This is a genomic window from Acidovorax sp. GW458-11-26-14-TSB4, from assembly GCF_059423865.1.
Genome location: NZ_JBWKYR010000001.1, coordinates 257,615 through 274,353 on the forward strand (window position 1 = coordinate 257,615; position 16,739 = coordinate 274,353).

Here is a 16,739-nt window from a genome sequence, read left to right on the forward strand (position 1 = left end):
CCGTGGCGCCGTTCACACAGGCCCAATGGCGTACGCAAGGCGCTGGCTAGGGCGCCAGCGTTCGCACCATGTACACGGCCCCCTCGCCGTAGCTTGCCAGCCGCTCACGCTGCAGTGCATCGGCCAGCGGCTGCACGGCGTAGCCATGGCGCTCCCAGTAACCCTGCGAGCCCTGCACCGAGACCAGGGCCGTGTGCCGCAGGCCCCAGGCCGCGCCCTGGGCCCACAGGGGTGTGAGCAGTGCCTGCGCCAGGCCCTGGCCCGCACAGGCGGGCAGCACGGCCATGTCGTGCAGGTAGAGCGTGTCGGGTGTGCCGGCCGGTGCCTCGAAGTCACCGTGCAGAGGCGTGACCTTGCCCTGCACCGAGCGGTAGGCCGCGAGGTAGGCGCAGACCTGCCCGTCACGTTCGATCACCAGCGAGCAGTTCACCGGGCTGGCAAGCCGGCGCGCAAAGACCTCGGCGCTCTCGACGAAGCCCGTGCCATAGCAGGCCAGTTGCACCTGCAGCAGGCCGGGCAGGTCGTGCAGCTGCAGAGCGCGCGGCGCACCAGGTACAGGAGAAGGGGGAAGCGAGGAATTCGGCATGCAGGGCCCGGATTATCCGGGTGCGGCCCACGGCGCATGACCTGCCAGGTCATCGACGCAGGCGGGACCGCCGCGAAGAATGGGCTGCGTGGGATGCCCGTGCATCCGACATCCCTTCTTTCACCCCCTTGTCCTCAGGAGTTGCCATGAACACCGTTGAATCCACTGCACAGACCGCCGCCAGCGCCGCGCCCGACATCGCCGCGCGCTACCTGAGCGCCTGGAACGCCACCGACACAGCAGAACGCGAGCGCCTGGTGCGCGAGGCCTTCAGCAGCGAGGTGCACTACCTCGACCCCATGATGGAAGGCCGAGGCCATGACGGCATGGCGGCCCTGATCGCGGGCGCGCAGCAGCGTTTTGCCGGTTACCGCTTCGCGCTGCTGGGCACGCCCGAGGGGCACCACAGCGTGGTGCGCTTTTCCTGGGCGCTCGCGGCCCCGGGGGCCGAACCCGTGGCGCGTGGCACCGACGTGGCCGAGGTGGACGCCGACGGGCGCCTGCGCCGTGTCACCGGCTTTCTCGACTACGTCGCGGGCTGAGCTTCAGTGCGGGATCACGGGGGGTTGCACGAAGTCCTCCAGGGAGAGGCCCTTTTCCTTGAGCAGGGCTTCGAGCACAGGCTGCAGCCGGCCCAGGCTTTCCTGCACGGCTTCGCGCACGGTGTCCACCACCACCTGGGTGCTGCGCTCGATCTCGATGTTCAGGCGGTCGCCGTCCTTCTTGCCCTCGAACACCGTGGCGCGGCGGGTCTCGGGGATCAGCCAGACCTCGAACCAGCCTTCGGAGCGGTTCACTTCCGACACGGTGAGGCTGGCGCCGTGGATGGCGATGTAGCCCTTGGCGAAGACGTACTTGCGGAACTCGGGCGGCACGGCCACGCGCCACACCAGGTTGTTGTCGAACTCGCGCACGCTGGCCAGCGTGCCCGAGAAGTCGATGTGGCCCGACAGCGGGTGCCCGCCGATCTCGGCACCGTCCTTGGCCGCGCGCTCCACGTTCACGCGGTCACCCTGGGCATAGCTGCCCAGCGTGGTGATGTTCAGGCTCTGCTGCATCACATCGAAGTTGGCCTGCGTGGGCGAGAGGATCTCGGTCACCGTAAGGCAGACCCCGTCGGTGGAGACACTGGCGCCAATGGCCAGGTCCTGGCAGAAGCCTTCGGGAAAATCCAGTGTGAAGGTGCGCAGGCCTGCGCGGTCATGGATGGCGGCAATGCCTGCCGTGGCTTGAACGATGCCTGTGAACATGGTGGCGCGGCTTTCAGGGGTTGGCCGCCGATTTTGCCACCCGGCCCCGCACCGCGCTGCCCGCCATGCAAAAGGGCTGCCTCCGGGACAGCCCTTTGCGCAAGAAGCACAGTGGCGTGTGCTTACTTCGCGCGCAGCAGCTCGCCCACTTCGAGCAGCACCAGCTCGTTGTCGTCGGCCTTGTTCGGCTCGCGGCTGGAGCTGAAGGGCAGGTTGTTGTCGTTGCCCACCACGATGTGCGTGCCGTCCACCACATCCACGTTCTCGATGGTGAAGAAGGGGAAGGTCAGCACGCCGTTGTTCAGCGGCTTCTTCGCCAGGCGCTTGGGGTCCTGGATGGACAGCAGGTCGATGTAGCCCACCTTGCGCAGGGGGCCGCCCACATTGGCGTCGGTCAGCTCTATCTTGTAGACGCGCTTGAACCTGGCCAGGTCGTGAAAGCAGTCCGTGCGCTTCTGTCCTTCGGGGCAGGCCTTGTCGGCCGTGCCTTCGCCGTTGTCGCGTTCGATGATGAGGCCGGTGCTGCCGTCGATCATGTTGAAGTCGCCGATGGCGTGGTGGTTCGCCTCCAGCACGTACTTCCAGTGGCGGCCGGTCCATTGCTCGGACTTCACGTCGAACTCCAGCACGCGCAGGTACTGCTTGGTGCCATCGACGGCCTCATAGGCCTTGGCAGCCTCGTTCCACAGCGGGCCTTCGAGCAGGGCGTAGAGCTTGCTGCCGTCCTTGGACGAGGCCATGCCTTCATAGCCCTTGGAGCGCTTGACCTCGAAGGACGCGGCCTTGGCATCGGGTGCGCCGGCCGTGGTGATGGCCGGGTGGTCGGGCGAGCGCACGAGCTTGCCGTCCACCTGGGTCTCGAACACGGCGAGCACGCGGCCGGTGAGGTCGGCCTTGATCAGGTAGGGGCCGAATTCCTCACCGATCCACAGCGCACCGCCGGCGAACTGGAAGCTCTCGGGGTCGAAGTCCGAGCCGGTCAGGTAACGCTTGTCCGTGCCTTCGTGGACGATGCGGAACGGCACCTTCTTGTCCGGGTCGTGCAGGAATACGGTGGCCAGGCGGTTGAACTGGCCGCTCTTGAAGTCCACGTTGTAGTGGCTCAGGTGCAGCATGAAGTCTGGCGAATTGGCCTTGGCGCCGGCACCGTTGTCGGTGAGGATCCAGAACGTGCCGTCGGCCATGCGCTTGATGCCCGAGTGGCCCTGCAGCGGCTGGCCCGCGAAGGGCAGCGAGATGCCCGTGGGGCGGCCGCCCGACAGGCCTTCGACCGAGCCCAGCGTTTCCACGCGCTTGCCCGTGGTGAACTTGCCGCTGACCTGCAGGTCCTGCGGCGCGTCCTTGGGGGCGGGCACCAGGCTCATGGCGGGCATCACGGCGTGGCCGGCCAGCGTGGCGGGGTAGGCCTGCTGGGCCTGGGCCGTGAATGAAGACGCGGCAGCGCAGACCAGCAGGGCGCTGGCGGCGAGGGTGGAAAGTCGGGACATGGTCGCAGACGGCAGAAATGTAAACCGGCGACGATGCCCGGCGCGCATGACGGGCGCGTGACAGAACAGGGCCGCCTCAGGGCACGATGTGCACCGGTGTGCCCACGGCCACGCGGTCAAACAGGTCCATCACATCGGCATTGGCCATGCGCACGCAGCCATGCGAGGCCGGCACGCCCAGCGGCGTGCCGGCGGGGCAGCCATGGAGGTAGATGTAGCGGCGCAGCGTGTCCACCGCTCCGCCGCGGTTCACGCCCGGCTCGCAGCCCGTGAGCCAGAGGATGCGGCACAGGATCCAGTCGCGCCCCGGGTGCTGCGCCGCGAGCTCGGGCGAGTACAGCTCACCCGTGGGCCGGCGCCCCACGAAGACGGTGCCCGCGTCGCAGCCCACGCCCACCTTGGCGCGCACGCGGTGCAGGCCGCGCGGCGTGCAGCCGCTGCCGCTCTGCTCGCCCATGCCGTTCAGGGCTGTGGAGACCGGGTAGCTGCGCACCAGCGTGCCGCTGTCCCACAGGTCGAGCTGCTGCAGCCCGACCTGGACATGCAGATGCACGCCGCCCGCCGGTGCTGCACTCACGGCGCGGGGGGCAGGTAGGCGCCCGTTTCGAAGAGCTGGGCCTCGGCCCCTTCGATGCGGGCAATGCCGGCCTTGCCGGCGCGGCTGACCAGCAGGCCCAGCAGGGCTTCCGACAGGGCCTGCGCGCCCGCAACGGAGGGGAAGAACGAGGGGCTCTGCGTGGAGAACAGCAGCACCTCGTGCGCCAGCAGCGCCAGCGGGGAGGAGGGCGTGTCGGTCAGCGCCAGCACCTGGCAGCCGGCCGCGCGCGCCTGGCGCGCCACGGCGATGGCTTCGCGCGAATAGGGGCTGAAGCTGATGACCACCACCGCATCGCCCTTGTGCATGGCGCGCAGCTGCATCTCCAGCGAGCCGCCCAGGCCATCGAGCAGGTGCACGCTGTCGCGAAACAAACGGTACACGTACATCAGCGAATAGGCCACCGGGTGGCAGGCGCGAAAACCCGCCACGTGCACGGCGCGCGCCTTCTCCAGCAGCGCAGCGGCGCGCGGCAGGGCATCAACGCTGGCGCGCTCGGTGGCATCGAGGTTGTCGCGGTGCGTGGTGAAGATCTCCCCGGCCAGGCCTGCACCGCCATCGCGCGCGCGCTCGGCCAGGGTGCGGGCCTTGTGCGCATAGGGCTCGGAACCCAGGCCCATGTCCTGCACCAGGGCGGCCTTGAGTTCGGGCCAGCCATCGAAGCCCAGCAGCTGGGCAAAGCGCACCAGCGTGGCGGGCGGGATCTCGACGCGCGCGCTCACGGTGCGCATGGAGGCGATCACCACGTCGTTCGGGTGTTCCAGCACGAAGCGCGCCGCCTTTTGCTGCATGGCGGTCATGCCGTCGAAGCGGGCGCGGAGGGTGTCTTTCAGGCCCATGGAGGGGGAGTGCGTGCGCAGGAGTGGTGGTCGCAGCACTGTAGCGGAACACCTTGCGGTGCGAGTGTTCCACTTCGCACCGTTATCAAAACATATGTTCCATTTATTTTGTTTTTACGGTACATTCGTTCCATCGACGTTTGCACCTGTTCCGGAGATCCAGGCATGACCCATGTTTTTCACCGCCATCTGCAGCACACCCCGCCCGTGGCGGTGGGCGGGCAGGGCATGTACCTGCGCGATGCCGCGGGGCGCGAATACCTCGACGCCTCGGGCGGTGCCGCAGTGTCCTCGCTGGGCCATGGCCACCCCGAGGTGCTGGCGGCCATGCACGCGCAGATCGACCGCCTGGCCTACGCCCACACCAGCTTCTTCACCACCGAGGTGGCCGAGCAACTGGCCGACCAGTTGGTGCGCACGGCGCCCGCCGGCACCAGCCATGCCTACTTCGTGAGCGGCGGCTCCGAAGCCGTGGAGGCCGCACTCAAGATGGCGCGCCAGTACTTCGTGGAGATCGGCCAGCCCGAGCGCACGCATTTCATCGCCCGGCGCCAGAGCTACCACGGCAACACCCTGGGCGCGCTGGCCGTGGGCGGGAATGCCTGGCGGCGCGCGCCGTTCGCCCCCATCCTGGTGGAGGCCACGCACGTGGCGCCCTGCTACCCCTACCGCGAGCAGCAGGCCGGCGAGACGCCCGAGGCCTACGGCCTGCGCCTGGCACGGGAGCTGGAGGAAGCCATCGTCGCCCACGGCCCGCGCACGGTACTGGCCTTTGTCGCCGAGACCATCGGCGGCGCCACGGCCGGAGTGCTCACGCCTGTGCCCGGCTACTTCAAGGCCGTGCGCGAGGTCTGCGACCGCCACGGCGTGCTGCTGATCCTGGACGAGGTGATGTGCGGCATGGGCCGCACCGGCAGCCTGCACGCCTGCGAGCAGGAGGGCGTGGTGCCCGACCTGATCACCGTGGCCAAGGGCCTGGGCGGCGGTTACCAGCCCATCGGTGCGGTGCTGGCGCAGCGCCACATCGTGGACGCCATGTCGCAAGGCAGCGGCTTCTTCCAGCATGGCCACACCTACCTGGGCCACCCGGTGGCCTGCGCCGCCGCGCTGGCCGTGCAGCAGGTCATCGAGCGCGACGGCCTGCTGGCCAAGGTGCGCGAGGACGGCGACTTCCTGGGCCAGGCGCTGCGCGATGCGCTGGGCCAGCACCCACACGTGGGCGACATCCGCGGGCGCGGCTTCTTCTGGGGCGTGGAGCTGGTGGCAGACCGCGCCAGCAAGTCGCCGTTCGACCCCGCGCAGAAGGTGCACGCGCGCCTCAAGAAGAAGGCCATGGACCTGGGCCTGCTGTGCTACCCCTTCGGCGGCACGGTGGACGGCAATGTGGGCGATCACGTGCTGCTGGCCCCGCCCTACATCGCCACGCGCGAGCAGCTCCTGTCCATCGCCACGCTGCTGGCGCAGGCGATCAACGCCGTGACCTCGACCGCCACGCTGCCGCGCCAGCCCAGCCCCTGTTGAACCGTTCTCCACCCCTCCCTGCTACTTGGACCTGAAAGGTGCTCCCATGCCGATGAAGACCCTGACCACCACCCTGATGCTGGCCGCCCTGCTGGCCTGCGGCGCCAGCCATGCGCAGAGCCCTGCGGGCGGCACGCTCAAGAAGATCCGCGACAGCGGCTCCATCACCTACGGCCACCGCGAGGCCTCGTTCGGCTTTTCGTACCTGGACGGCGGCGGCAAGCCCGTGGGCTACAGCATCGACATCTGCAACCGCATCCTGGAGGCCATCAAGACAGAACTCAAGATGCCGCAGATCGAGGTGAAGTACCAGAACGTGACCTCGCAGAACCGCATTCCGCTGGTGACCAACGGCACGGTGGACATCGAGTGCGGCTCCACCACCAACCTGATCGAGCGCCAGCAGATGGTGGCCTTCTCGCCCGACATCTTCCGCTACAACGTGCGCATGGCCGTGCGCGCCGATTCGGGCATCAAGGGCGTGGCCGACCTGCAGGGCAAGTCGGTGGTGGCCACCAGCGGCACGACTTCGCTGCGCCTGCTGCGCGAGGCCGACAAGGGCAAGAACCTGGAGATCACCCAACTGGCCGGCAAGGACCACACCGACTCCTTCCTGATGGTCGAAACCGGCCGCGCCGCCGCCTTCGTGCTCGACGACATCCTCTTGGCGGGCCTGATCGCCAACCACCGCAGCCCCAAGGACTTCGCCATCGTCGGCGAGAGCCTGCGCACCGAGAACCAGTCGCTGATGTTCCGCAAGGACGACCCGGAGTTCAAGGCCTTGGTGGACCGCGTGGTCACGGGCATGATGAAGTCGGGCGAGATGGAAAGGCTGTACAACCGCTGGTTCATGCAGCCCATTCCGCCCAAGAACGTGAGCATCAACTACCCGCTGAACGCAGAGACGCGCGACGCCTTCGCCAACCCCAGCTCCAAGGGCATCTGAGCCCCGCCGCCGTCGCCACCATGACCCGCATCGCCCTCATCCACGCCCTGGCCCACTCGGTGGAGCCCATCAACACCGCCTTCGCGCAGGACTGGCCCGAGGCCGTGCGCATGAACCTGCTGGACGACAGCCTCTCGGCCGACCTGGCGCGCGCAGGCCAGGGGCTGGACGGCGCGATGCATGCGCGCTTCGAGGCCTTGGCAGACTATGCCGTGGGCACGGGGGCCGATGCCATCCTGTTCACCTGCTCGGCCTTCGGGCCCTGCATCGAGCGCGTGGCGGTGCGGCACCCGCAGATCCCGGTGCTCAAGCCCAACGAGGCCATGGTCGAGCAAGCCGTGGGCACGCGCCTGCGCATCGGCCTGATCGCCAGCTTCGCGCCCACCCTGCAGTCCATGCCGCCGGAGTTTCCGCCCGGCACACCGCTGCAACTGGCCCTGGCCGAGGGCGCCATGGCTGCGCTGAACTCAGGCAACTGCGAGTTGCACGACAGCCTGGTGGCCGCCCAGGCCCAGCGCCTGCAGCGCGAAGGCTGCGAGGTGATCGCCCTGGCGCAGTTCAGCATGGCCCGCGCACGCAGGCTGTGCGAGGCGGCCACCGGGCTGCCGGTGCTGACCACCGTGGACAGCGCAGTAGCGGCCTTGAAGCGCTGCTTGGCCTAGCCGGATGCGAGCAGCCCGGCCATGTGGCCGCGCGTGAACGCCTCTTCGAACACCGAATACCCCGACCAGTCGCTGTGCGCAAACGCCAGGCGCGCCGTGGCCGGCGTGGGCAGCACGGCCACGCGCTCGCCGCTGGCCAGGCGCACGCGCCTGCCAGGAGCCTTGTAGCGGTCCGGCTGGTGCAGCCAGCCCAGCAGCCCCGGCGTGGGGATGGACATGGCATGCCCATAGCGCGTGATGTCGATGCGCGTGGCGCGCTGGGCCAGGTCGGGGTGCGGGCCGGTCAGGGCCTGCAGGGCCGCCTGCGCCCAGTGGCTCCAGGGCTGTGTGGCCAGTTGCTGGCGGCCGTCGGGCACATCGCCCAGGGCCTGGTAGTAGGTCAGCACCGTGGGGGCCGGGCGCGGGTCCAGGCGCTGGTGGCCGGCGTCCACATAGCCCAGGCCGCCGGGGTTGGCATCGGCATACAGCACGTTGTCCCAGGCGGGTGCGGCACCGGCCCTGTCCGTCAGCGGCGCATCGATATGGATGTTGGCCACCAGCCAGGGTGCCCAGGACAGGCGCTTGGCCGTTTCGGTCACAAAGGCGGGCGGGTTGCGCACCACGCGCGCGGCCAGGAACACGGGCAGCGCCACCACGCAGCGCGGCGCCTGCCAGCGCTCGACATTGCCCGAGGCATGGTTGAGCGCATCCACCTCCACGCCATGGCGCCCCTCGGTGATGCGCAGCACGCTGCTGCCGGTGGCCAGTTGCCCGCCTTCGCGCAGCGGCACCGCCAGGCGCTGGGTGAGCCAGCCATTGCCCTCGGGCCAGGTGAGCACGCCTTCGCGGTCGTCGCTGCCGGCATCGCCCGGCGCATGGAAGCCATGGCGGCTGGCAAAGTAGTGGATGCCGGCCCAGGCCGACACCCGTTCAGTGCCCGCGCCGTAGTCGTCGCGGCAGCAGTAGTCGAGGTACCAGCGCAGGTGCGCGTCGTCCAGGCCCTCCTGCGCAAGCCAGGCGGCAAAGCTCAGGGCATCGAGCGCCTGGTGCGTCGGCGACAGCGGCCGCTTGCCGTCGGCGAAGGCCTTGGACATGGGCATGGTGAAGCGCGCCGCCTTGGAGAGTGCATCCACGCGCTCGGAGAAGCGGCGGTATTGGGCCAGCGTCGCTTCGCCCACACCCTGCACGGGCAGCAGCCCTTCCTGCCACTCGCCCTGGAAGTACAGGCGCTCCTGTGGGCTGTGGCACAGGTGGCGCTCGTCGTAGCGCCAGCGCCCGGCCACGCGCTGGCGCAGGCCCAGTTCCTCCAGCAGGTCCTGCACCTCACTGGCATCGTCGCCGGGCACGGGCAGGTAGTGCGCACCCATCGGGCAGGCGATGCCACCGACCATGCCGCCACGGCTGTTGCCGCCGGCCTGGTCTTCCAGCTCCAGCAGCGCAAAGTCCTCCACCCCGGCCAGGCGCAGCGCACGCGCCGCCGCCAGGCCGGCCACCCCACCCCCGGCGATGATGACCTGCGCGCGCCGCACCACGGCGGGCTCGGGCAGGGTACCTTTCTGAAGCATCTCGCGCAGCGCATGGCCGCGCTCCATGTCGATGCCGGCAAAGCCGCCCTCCAGCGTGCGCGGCGCCTTCTCGCAGCCGGGCAGCGCAGCCCCCGCAGCCAGCAGGGCACCAGCCTGCAGCAGCTGCCGGCGGCGCGGTGAGGGCGGAGAAGAGAGGGGCACAGGGGACATGGGGCCGTACTCTACGTCACCCGAACCCGCCGGAGTGCGCCCAAGGGTCGTCGGCACCTGGCGCAGCCCAGGAAACTGGCATTGCCTCAGGCCAGCGCCACCGCGCAAGGGCCGCCAAGCCGCGCATGCGGCGCTTCGCTTGCGTGCGCTGGGGAACTCCCCCTCAGGCGGAAGGCGCGAAGCGACTCAGGGGGAGCCTAATCTTTCCAGCGCGCCTGGATCTCCAGCAGTTGGGGCAGTTGAGCGATGAACACTTCCACCATGGACGGATCGAAGTGCTTGCCCGCCTGCGCGCGCAGGTGGGCCACGGTGTCCTCGGTGCTCCAGGGCTCCTTGTACGGCCGGCGTGCCGTGAGCGCGTCGAACACGTCGGCCAGCGCCACGATGCGCGACTCCACCGGGATGGCCTCGCCCGCCAGGCCCTGGGGGTAACCGCTGCCATCCCATTTCTCGTGGTGCGTGAGCGCGATGGCATGGGCCAGGCGCAGCACGCCCGAGGGGTGCTCGCCGATGATCTCGGCGCCGATCTGGGGGTGGCGGCGCATGGTGTCCCACTCGCCTGCATCGAGCGGGCCGGGCTTGCGCAGCACGGCATCGGGGATGCCGATCTTGCCCACATCGTGCATGGGCGCGGCATTGAGCAGATCCTCGGCCCAGGCCGGCGAGTAGCCCAGCGCCAGCGCCAGCACATGGGCAAAGTGGCTCATGCGGATGACGTGCATGCCGGTCTCGTTGTCCTTGTACTCGGCGGCCCGGCCCAGGCGCTGCACGATCTGCAGCCGCGTCTCGCGCAGCTCCTCGGTGCGCACCAGCGACAGGTGGGTGCGCACGCGCGCGCGCACCACGGGCGCGCTCACGGGCTTGGTGATGTAGTCCACGCCGCCCACGTCGAAGCCACGTGCCTCGTCCTGCACCTCGGTGAGCGCGGTGACGAAGATCACGGGGATGTGCGCGGTGGCGCGCTCGGCCTTCAGGGCCTGGCAAACGGCATAGCCATCCATCTGCGGCATCATCACGTCCAGCAGCACCAGGTCGGGCCGCTGCTGCTGCGCGACCTGCAGCGCACGCGCGCCATCGGTGGCGAACAGCAGGCGGTAGTGCTCCTGCAGGATGTGGCGCAGCACCTGCAGGTTGGTGGGCTCGTCGTCCACCAGCAGCAGGCGCGGGCGATGGTCTTCCTGCACGTTGCTCATGCAGCAGGTTTCCTGCAGGTTGGCGGGCGGGACGGGTTCATGCCTTGATTGTCCCGCACCTGGCGATGCTCCGGCTCATGCCGGCATTTCCCCGGGAGCGCGCAGGTGGCCCTGCAAGGCCTGCAGGCAGGCCTGTGCCTCGTCGAAGTCGAAGCGGTCCAGCGCTTCGTGCAGGCTGTTGAGGGTCACGGGGGACAGCTCGGCTTCCAGCACCGCCAGGGGCGCGTCGGCCAGCTCGCCCTGGGCCAGGGCAGCAGTCAGCGCCTCGATGGCAGCCAGTGCCCGCTCGCGCTGGTCCTGCTGCAGCGGCGCCGGCGCCGGGGCCGAACCCTGGCGCTGCGCATCGGGTGCCTGGGGGCTGAGCAGGGCGCCGTTCACCGCATCGAGCGCCGTGGCAAGCGCCAGCAGGGCGGACTGCACGCGCGCGGTATCGCGCCCGCGGGCGGCATTCTCGATCTGCGCCGCCAGCTTGTCCACTGCGGGCAGCGCCAGGTTGCCGGCGGCACCGCGCAGCCGGTGGGCCCGCGCAGCCAGGGTGTCCCAATCGTCGGCCTGGTGCGCCGACAGCAGGCCCGCCAGCGCCACACCGCTTTCCTGCATGAAGCGCTCGATGGCCTCGCGCAGGTAGCGCGCCTGCGTCCACAGGCGCACGCCGCGCTCCCATTCGATGGCGGGTGCAGCGGGTGGCGATACCTGGGGCCTCTCAGGCCGTACCTTGAGACCCTCCTGGGGATGCAAGGTGCCGAAGGCGCTGGTCACGGCAAACACCGGGTCGGCGCCGGCCTCGCGCACACCGATCACGCGCGCGATCTCGGCCATCAGGCGCACGGGTTCGACCGGCTTGCTGGCAAAGCCGTCCATGCCGGCTGCGCGCGCGTTGCGCCGGTCCTGCTCCAGCACGCTGGCCGACAGGGCGATGATGGGCGTGGCCTTGCGCTGGCGTGCACGCTCGAAGCTGCGCAGGTGGCGCGTGGTCTCCAGCCCGTCCATGTCGGGCATCTGCAGGTCCATCAGCACCACGTCGAAGCGCTCCTGTGCAAAGGACTCGAAGGCCTGGGCACCGCTGTCTGCGGTGGTGATCTTGTGGCCCCCGCGCTCCAGCATGAGCTGCAGCAGCTCCAGGTTGGCGGGCACGTCGTCCACGGCCAGCACACGCAGCGTGGGCAGGGGTGCGCGCAGCCAGTCGCGCATGGAGGCACCGCCGTCCGCGGGCGCCTGGCCCGTACGCAGCGGCAGTTGCACGGTGAAGGTGCTGCCCTGGCCCACCTGGCTCACGACGCCGATGGTGCCGCCCATGAGCTCGGCCAGCTGGCGGGCGATGGTCGTGCCCAGGCCCGTGCCGCCGTAGCGGCGCGTGGTGGAGGCGTCGGCCTGCGCGAAGGGGTCGAAGATGCGCTCCACGCCGGCCGCATCGATGCCGATGCCGGTGTCGATCACCGAAAGCACCAGTTGCCCGTCGGACCCCGACACGCGCAGCGTGACATGGCCCTGGTGCGTGAACTTGATGGCGTTGCCCATCAGGTTGAGCAGGATCTGCTGGATGCGGAAGGCATCGCCCTGCCAGTGGTCGGACAGGTCGTACGGGAAGTCGAGGATGACGTCCAGCCCCTTCTTCCCGGCGTTGATGCGCAGCGAGGCCAGGATCTGGTCGCACAGCTCTCGCAGGCTGAAGTCGGCCACCTCCAGTTCGACCGCGCCCTTTTCGAGCTTGGCCGTGTCCAGGATGTCGTTGAGCAGACGCAGCATGGAGCGCGCCGAGTGGTGCACCGTGCCCAGGTGGCGGCGCTGGGTGCTTTCCAGCGGGGTGTCGAGCAGCGCCTCGGTGAAGCCGATGATGGCGTTCATGGGCGTGCGGATTTCGTGGCTCATGTTCGCCAGGAAGCTGCTGCGCGCCGCCGCTGCCTGCTCGGCCTGCTCCTTGGCGGCACGCAGGTCGGTCTCCATGCGGCGCCGCTCGGTCAGGTCGGTGGCGAACTTCACGATCTTGAACGGCTGGCCCTGCGCGTCGAAGATCGGGTTGTAGGTGGCCTGGATCCAGACCTCGCGCCCGTCCTTGCCCACACGCATGTATTCACCGGCATCGAACTCGCCCTGCCCCAGGCGCGCCCAGAAGGCCTGGTAGGCCTCGCTGCCGGCGTACTCGGGTTTGCAGAAGATGCGGTGGTGGCGGCCTTCGATCTCGGCGAGCGTATAGCCCATGAGGTCCAGGAAATTCTGGTTCGCCGCCAGCACATGGCCGGCGAGGTCGAACTCGATCACCGACTGCGACCGGCCGATGGCCGTGACAGTACCCACGAATTCGGCGTTCTGCGCCTTGGAGGCCGTCATGTCCGTGATCACGCCATCGATCCACTGGACCTCGTCCCTGGGGCCCATGACACCGCGGCCGGTTTCCGACACCCAGCGCACCGCGCCCTGCCGCGTATGCAGCCGGTACTCCAGCACATACGATTCGCCCGCCTGCAGGGCGCGCTCCACCTCGAGCCCGACACGTGCGGCGTCATCCTCGTGGATGATGCGGCCAAAGGAGATGCTGCCCTCCAGGAAATCCTCGGCCGGCCAGCCCGTCATCTCCTCGACGGCATCGCTGATGAACAGCATGGACCAGTCCGCATCGCAGCGGCAGCGGAAGGCCACGCCGGGAATGTTGCGCACCAGGGAGCGCAACTGCTCCTCGCCCCGCCTGCGCTCCAGCTCCAGGGCCTTGCGCTCGGTCAGGTCGGTGAGGAAGCCCACCAGCAGCGGCGGACCCGGCAGGTCCACACGACCCACCACCAGGCGAACGGGCAACAGGGTGCCATCCTTGCGCACCACATGGATGTCCTTGTCCTTGCCGACCTGGCGGGCTTCGCCGCGGGCCAGGTCGCGCGGCAGGTAGCGGTCCGGGCTGTCCGCGTAGGCCGGGTCCACGAACATGCGCACCGACTGCCCCACGGCCTCGTCAGAGGTCCAGCCCAGCATGCGCTGCGCCGCGCCATTGAAGGAGCGGATGCTGCCATCTGCATCGGCCATGACGATGGCGTCCATCGCCGTTTCCACCACGGCGCGCAGGCGCGACTCGCTCTGCTCGGAGGTGCGCAGCAGCCAGCGCGCCCGAAGGCCGATATTGACCGTGGTCACCACCAACCCCACCAGAACCGCCATCAGCGCAATGGCCAGCGCCATGTACTTGGCCTGTTCGGACACCGGGCCCAACGGCGCGACGTTGCCCGCGACGCGCACGGCCGCGATGCTGATGTAGTGCATGCCGGCGATCGCCAGGCCCATGACCAGGCCCCCGAGCAGGGTGCTCACCCAGGGCCGGCGCGACCAGAAGCGCAGCATGCCGAAGCGCAACCAGAGCGACAGGATGGCCATGCCCACGGCGAACACCAGCGAGGCCAGGAAGCCGCCCACGTCGTAGCGGATCAGGGGCGCCATGTCGGACGCCGCCATGCCGGAGTAGTGCATGACACCGATCCCCGCGCCCACCAGGGCCCCGCCCCAGGTGATGGTACGGCCCGTGGGCTGCTCCTGCGTGAGCACATGCAGGGCGACCCAGGACGCCACCAGGCTGGGCAGAAAGGACAGGGCCGTGACCCAGGGGGCGAAATGCCCGTTGGCGCACAGGTCGAAGGCCAGCATGCCCACGAAATGCATGGACCAGACCCCGCCGCCCAGCGCCAGCGAGCCCGAAGCGACGATGAGGTTGCGGCGCAGCCGGTCCGGCGCACGCTGCGCCAGCGCGGCCAGGTGAAGCGCCATCAGAGAGGAGGCGACCGCGAGCACGACCGACAGGGCCACGAGCCACGGATCGTGCCCCCAGAGGTTCTGCGGATCCCGCTCAGCGCCGACTACGAAGAATCTGTCGAGCATCGGGCGAAAAATGTAAGCGTTGGTATCCATTCTGCCGGGAACGCGGTGAACGATCCAAGCACGGAGCCGTGAAACCACTCCACACCCCCGTTTGTTACATCCGCGCGGCGTGGATGCAACAACTCAGCTCCCCGCGCCTCACCAAAAGCAGAGGCCGGTGCGGACCTCGGGATCGCGAAACTGGCGCGACCCAGGCCAGCGCCCCCGAGCAAGGGCCGCCCCGCCGCACTGGGGGCGTCCCCCTCCGGGGGATGGCGCGCAGCGACTCAAGGAGCCGCCTAATGCCCTGCGACCTTGCCCCACTCCCGCTCATAGGTATGCACCAGGGCCTGGTTGGACAGGCGGTTCACCTCGGCCGGCAGGCGCGCCATGTCGAGCGGAAAGTCGAACAGCAAAGGCAGCGTGCCCGCGCTCAGGAAGCGCAGGTCCGCCGGCAGCGCCTCGGGCATGCGCCAGGGCCGGCGGCTGGCCAATACGAAACCCCACTCGCCGAAGCTCGGCACGTGGGCGTGGTAGGGCGCCGTCTGCAGGCCCACGGATTCGATGGTCTGCACCACCGTCCAGTAGCTCTGGCGCGCCACCAGCGGCGAGGTGGTCTGCACCACGGCGTAGCCGCTGGCCGCCAGGCGTTTGTCCAGCAGCGCGTAGAAGCTGTTGGTGTAGAGCTTGCCGATGGAAAAATTGGTCGGGTCGGGAAAATCCACCACGATCACGTCGAAGACATCTTCCGCCGCGTCGCAGCCCGGGGCCTTGCACTGCTGCAGCCATCGAAAGGCGTCGGTGTTGACCACCTGCACCTTGGGCGAGCGCAGGGCCCCACCGTTGAGCCGGGCAAGCGTCGGGTCCTCGCTGAACAGGCGCGTCATGGCCGGGTCCAGTTCCACCAGGGTGACGGACTCGACCGAGGGGTACTTGAGGATCTCGCGCACGGCCATGCCGTCGCCGCCACCGAGCACGGCCACGCGCCGGGGCGCGCCATGCGCCGCCATGGCCGGATGGACCAGGGCCTCGTGATAGCGGTACTCGTCGCGCTCGGCGAACTGCAGGTTGCCGTTGAGGTACAGCCGGTGGCCCAGCTTGCCGTTGGTGACCACGATGCGCTGGTAGGGCGAGGCGGTGCTGATGACGATGCGGTCCTGGTAGAACTTGTCCTCGGCAAAGCTGGTGATGTGGTCGGCGCCGACCAGGCCGGCCAGCAGCAGCGCGATCACGCCCAGGCAGGCGAAGGCATGCGCGCGCAGGCGGCGCAGCTCATGGCGGAACAGCCACACGGCCCAGAGCGCAACGAAGGCATTCATGAGACCGAACAGCAGCCCCGTGCGGATCAGCCCCAGCTGCGGCACCAGCAGCAGCGGGAACGCCATCGACACGGCCAGCGCGCCCAGGTAGTCGAAGGTCAGCACCTGCGAGACCAGGTCCTTGAGCGCCACGTTGCGCTTGAGGATGCGCATGACCAGCGGAATCTCCAGCCCTGCCAGCGTGCCCACCATGAACACCATGCCGTACAGCAGCAGGCGGAAGGCCCCGGGCGCATAGGCGTTGGCCAGGAACAGCGTGGCCGGCAGCACGCCGCCGATCAGCGCCACCAGCAGCTCGACGCGCAGGAAGTGCGCCGGCAGCTGCCGCTCGAAGTAGCGCGACAGCCAGGAGCCCACGCCCATGGCGAACAGGTAGGTGCCGATGATGGTGGAGAACTGCAGCACCGAATCGCCCAGCACGTAGGACGCAAGGGCGCCGGCCGCCAGTTCATAGAGCAGGCCGCAGGCCGCCACCACGAACACGCTGGCCAGCAGCGCGACATCGATGGGGCGCACGCCCGGTGCGGGCACGGGGGGGAGGGAGGTGGAGGTAGGGTTCGAGGACAAGCCGCTATTGTGCTGCGAACGGCGAGGGCACAGGCCGCTGGCGGGTGCGCTCAGCGCCCTGAGCGTTTCGGTCAGCAGCGCCCCCGGGCGTGGGCCAGCACCTCCTGGCCCCAGGCGGCCAGTTGGGCATCGCTCAAAGGGGGCTCTCCAGACTCGCCAGCGCCCAGGCGGCCCGTGGGGCCCCCATACTGGAAGTTGATTGGTGCATCCCTGTGCCCGCCTCGG

General features: G+C 69.3%; 13 protein-coding genes. 4 read left to right on the forward strand and 9 right to left on the reverse strand.

From position 1 onward, the window contains the following. Window positions 1-46: 46 nt before the first annotated feature. The gene (locus AC07X5_RS01225) at window positions 47-586 is read right to left on the reverse strand and encodes a GNAT family N-acetyltransferase (RefSeq protein ID WP_494768745.1); all 540 of its coding nucleotides are present in this window, start codon (window positions 584-586) and stop codon (window positions 47-49) included. A 146-nt stretch (window positions 587-732) separates the two neighbouring features. Here AC07X5_RS01225 and AC07X5_RS01230 point away from each other — a divergent pair, with 146 nt between their 5' ends. Beyond that, on the forward strand, window positions 733-1,128 hold the full coding sequence (locus AC07X5_RS01230; RefSeq protein WP_494768746.1) for a nuclear transport factor 2 family protein: 396 nt from the start codon (window positions 733-735) through the stop codon (window positions 1,126-1,128). 3 nt (window positions 1,129-1,131) lie between these two features. Here the strand turns inward: AC07X5_RS01230 and AC07X5_RS01235 are convergent, their stop codons facing one another. The 4 genes from AC07X5_RS01235 to AC07X5_RS01250 form a co-directional block, all read right to left on the reverse strand. Then, window positions 1,132-1,836, reverse strand: a complete 705-nt coding sequence (locus tag AC07X5_RS01235; RefSeq protein ID WP_494768747.1) for a riboflavin synthase subunit alpha — start codon at window positions 1,834-1,836, stop codon at window positions 1,132-1,134. Window positions 1,837-1,958: 122 nt separating this feature from the next. Continuing rightward, window positions 1,959-3,323, reverse strand: coding sequence for an esterase-like activity of phytase family protein (locus AC07X5_RS01240; RefSeq protein WP_494768748.1), 1,365 nt, complete (start codon window positions 3,321-3,323; stop codon window positions 1,959-1,961). 76 nt (window positions 3,324-3,399) lie between these two features. After that, window positions 3,400-3,900 (reverse strand): L,D-transpeptidase family protein, encoded by a 501-nt coding sequence (locus AC07X5_RS01245; RefSeq protein WP_494768749.1) that lies wholly within the window; start codon window positions 3,898-3,900, stop codon window positions 3,400-3,402. Then, on the reverse strand, window positions 3,897-4,757 hold the full coding sequence (locus AC07X5_RS01250; protein WP_494768750.1) for a MurR/RpiR family transcriptional regulator: 861 nt from the start codon (window positions 4,755-4,757) through the stop codon (window positions 3,897-3,899). The genes AC07X5_RS01245 and AC07X5_RS01250 overlap by 4 nt, the downstream gene beginning before the upstream one ends. Window positions 4,758-4,922: 165 nt before the next feature. Between AC07X5_RS01250 and AC07X5_RS01255 the strand changes: the two genes are divergently transcribed. Genes AC07X5_RS01255 through AC07X5_RS01265 form a run of 3 tightly spaced genes read left to right on the forward strand, consistent with a single transcriptional unit; the run spans window position 4,923 to window position 7,886 of the window. Then, complete coding sequence (locus AC07X5_RS01255; protein ID WP_494768751.1) at window positions 4,923-6,278, forward strand: aspartate aminotransferase family protein; 1,356 nt, start codon at window positions 4,923-4,925, stop codon at window positions 6,276-6,278. Window positions 6,279-6,324: 46 nt separating this feature from the next. After that, entirely contained in the window at window positions 6,325-7,224 is a 900-nt protein-coding gene (locus AC07X5_RS01260) for a transporter substrate-binding domain-containing protein (RefSeq protein WP_494768752.1), read from the forward strand. 20 nt (window positions 7,225-7,244) lie between these two features. Continuing rightward, window positions 7,245-7,886 carry an aspartate/glutamate racemase family protein gene (locus AC07X5_RS01265; RefSeq protein ID WP_494768753.1) on the forward strand — a complete coding sequence of 214 codons (642 nt, stop codon included), beginning with the start codon at window positions 7,245-7,247 and terminating at the stop codon, window positions 7,884-7,886. Here AC07X5_RS01265 and AC07X5_RS01270 read toward each other — a convergent pair. The 4 genes from AC07X5_RS01270 to AC07X5_RS01285 form a co-directional block, all read right to left on the reverse strand. After that, a complete protein-coding gene (locus AC07X5_RS01270; RefSeq protein WP_494768754.1) occupies window positions 7,883-9,601 on the reverse strand; it encodes an FAD-dependent oxidoreductase in 1,719 nt (572 codons plus the stop codon). The genes AC07X5_RS01265 and AC07X5_RS01270 overlap by 4 nt on opposite strands. A gap of 197 nt (window positions 9,602-9,798) precedes the next feature. Further along, window positions 9,799-10,794, reverse strand: a complete 996-nt coding sequence (locus AC07X5_RS01275; RefSeq protein ID WP_494768755.1) for a response regulator — start codon at window positions 10,792-10,794, stop codon at window positions 9,799-9,801. Window positions 10,795-10,869: 75 nt separating this feature from the next. Then, window positions 10,870-14,649, reverse strand: a complete 3,780-nt coding sequence (locus AC07X5_RS01280; RefSeq protein ID WP_494768756.1) for a PAS domain S-box protein — start codon at window positions 14,647-14,649, stop codon at window positions 10,870-10,872. Window positions 14,650-14,927: 278 nt separating this feature from the next. Next, window positions 14,928-16,514 carry a polyamine aminopropyltransferase gene (locus AC07X5_RS01285; RefSeq protein ID WP_494768757.1) on the reverse strand — a complete coding sequence of 529 codons (1,587 nt, stop codon included), beginning with the start codon at window positions 16,512-16,514 and terminating at the stop codon, window positions 14,928-14,930. Between the last annotated feature and the right edge of the window lie 225 nt (window positions 16,515-16,739).

Coding starts and splice junctions, on each gene's coding strand:
- AC07X5_RS01240 (WP_494768748.1), bottom strand. CDS start 3,323: ATGTCCCGACTTTCCACCCTCGCCGCCAGCGCCCTGCTGGTCTGCGCT.
- AC07X5_RS01275 (WP_494768755.1), bottom strand. CDS start 10,794: ATGAGCAACGTGCAGGAAGACCATCGCCCGCGCCTGCTGCTGGTGGAC.
- AC07X5_RS01270 (WP_494768754.1), bottom strand. CDS start 9,601: ATGTCCCCTGTGCCCCTCTCTTCTCCGCCCTCACCGCGCCGCCGGCAG.
- AC07X5_RS01250 (WP_494768750.1), bottom strand. CDS start 4,757: ATGGGCCTGAAAGACACCCTCCGCGCCCGCTTCGACGGCATGACCGCC.
- AC07X5_RS01265 (WP_494768753.1), top strand. CDS start 7,245: ATGACCCGCATCGCCCTCATCCACGCCCTGGCCCACTCGGTGGAGCCC.
- AC07X5_RS01260 (WP_494768752.1), top strand. CDS start 6,325: ATGCCGATGAAGACCCTGACCACCACCCTGATGCTGGCCGCCCTGCTG.
- AC07X5_RS01230 (WP_494768746.1), top strand. CDS start 733: ATGAACACCGTTGAATCCACTGCACAGACCGCCGCCAGCGCCGCGCCC.
- AC07X5_RS01280 (WP_494768756.1), bottom strand. CDS start 14,649: ATGCTCGACAGATTCTTCGTAGTCGGCGCTGAGCGGGATCCGCAGAAC.
- AC07X5_RS01225 (WP_494768745.1), bottom strand. CDS start 586: ATGCCGAATTCCTCGCTTCCCCCTTCTCCTGTACCTGGTGCGCCGCGC.
- AC07X5_RS01235 (WP_494768747.1), bottom strand. CDS start 1,836: ATGTTCACAGGCATCGTTCAAGCCACGGCAGGCATTGCCGCCATCCAT.
- AC07X5_RS01255 (WP_494768751.1), top strand. CDS start 4,923: ATGACCCATGTTTTTCACCGCCATCTGCAGCACACCCCGCCCGTGGCG.